This window comes from Achromobacter sp. RW408 (assembly GCF_003184165.1).
GTDB classification, from domain to species: Bacteria; Pseudomonadota; Gammaproteobacteria; order Burkholderiales; family Burkholderiaceae_B; genus Achromobacter; species Achromobacter xylosoxidans.
On the sequence record NZ_QHHO01000049.1, the window covers coordinates 1,076,981 to 1,078,125 of the forward strand.

1 protein-coding gene is annotated in these 1,145 nt (G+C 69.1%); it reads right to left on the minus strand.

The features are described 5' to 3' along the window. Window positions 1–108 precede the first annotated feature (108 nt). Window positions 109–927 (minus strand): helix-turn-helix transcriptional regulator, encoded by an 819-nt coding sequence (locus DK459_RS24425; protein ID WP_020925358.1) that lies wholly within the window; start codon window positions 925–927, stop codon window positions 109–111. Window positions 928–1,145 lie beyond the last annotated feature (218 nt).

Consider the following 1,145-nt stretch of genomic DNA (forward strand, 5'->3'; position numbering starts at 1 on the left):
CGACCCCGCAAACCCTTTCCGCCTCAAAGATTGCTGGCAAGAACGCCAAGCACACGGCCCGCCCCAACAACCGCCTGCCCCGTCACTCGCGCCTCAAGAACCCACTCGTCACGCATCCCCCAGCAGCATCACCAGCTTCAGGTCCAGGTGCGTCGCCAGGCGAAAGGTGATCTGCTGGAACGCCATCCGCCCCCGCCGCGGATGCGCGAATTCACGCAAGCCGCCCTCGCGCTCGACCACCGCGTGCCGGTTCCACCAATGCGCGAACACGGGACTCTGCCGGTTCAGGGCATCGATCAGCGCCAGCACCGCCGGCTCGTCCAGATGCGCGCCCGCGTCGGCCCGGAACTCAGCCACCACGCGCCGCGCGCGCTGCTCCCAGTCCACCACCAGTTCGCGCGCCGCCGGATCGAGAAAGATGTAGCGCAGCAGGTTCGGCTCCGGATCCCGGGTCGGCCAATCGTCGAACAGCTCGCGCAGCGGTTCATTACAGGCCAGCACGTTCCAGGCCCGGTCCAGCACGTAGGCCGGCGCGGTGATGGCGTCCACGCACTCGCGCAGCGAACCCGGCGCCCCCAGCGCGTCATCGCGCGCATGCTGCGGGTCGGCACAGTCGGCCAGGTCGAACAGATAGGCTCGCTCGGCCCGCGCCAGCTGCAGCACCCCCGCGATGCGCGACCAGACCGACGGCGATACCGACACCTCGCGCCCCTGCTCGATCCAGGTGTACCAGGTGACGCTGATGCCGCACAGCTGCGCCACCTCTTCGCGCCTCAGCCCGGGCGTGCGGCGACGCATGCCTTCGGGCAGGCCGGCCATCTGCGGCGTGATGCGCGAGCGGGCGCTGCGCACGAACTCGCCCAGCGCCTGGCGGCGCAGGCGGGAGCCTTCGTGGCCGGCGGCGCCGGCTTGGGGGGAAGTGTTCATACCAGGATAAGAGAGGCACTTGTACGTGTATAAGCTGCGCCTATCTTACGCCTGTCCGCAGCGATGGCGCTCCGCTGCGCCGATAGGCGACCATGGGTCGGACCGGCATATCGACGAACGGCCCGGGCCGCGCTACGGTCGACCCTGTACAGAACGGCATCGAACCGACGACACCGCATCAACACGAAGGAGACACCCCCCATGCCCGTCCCCCAGAC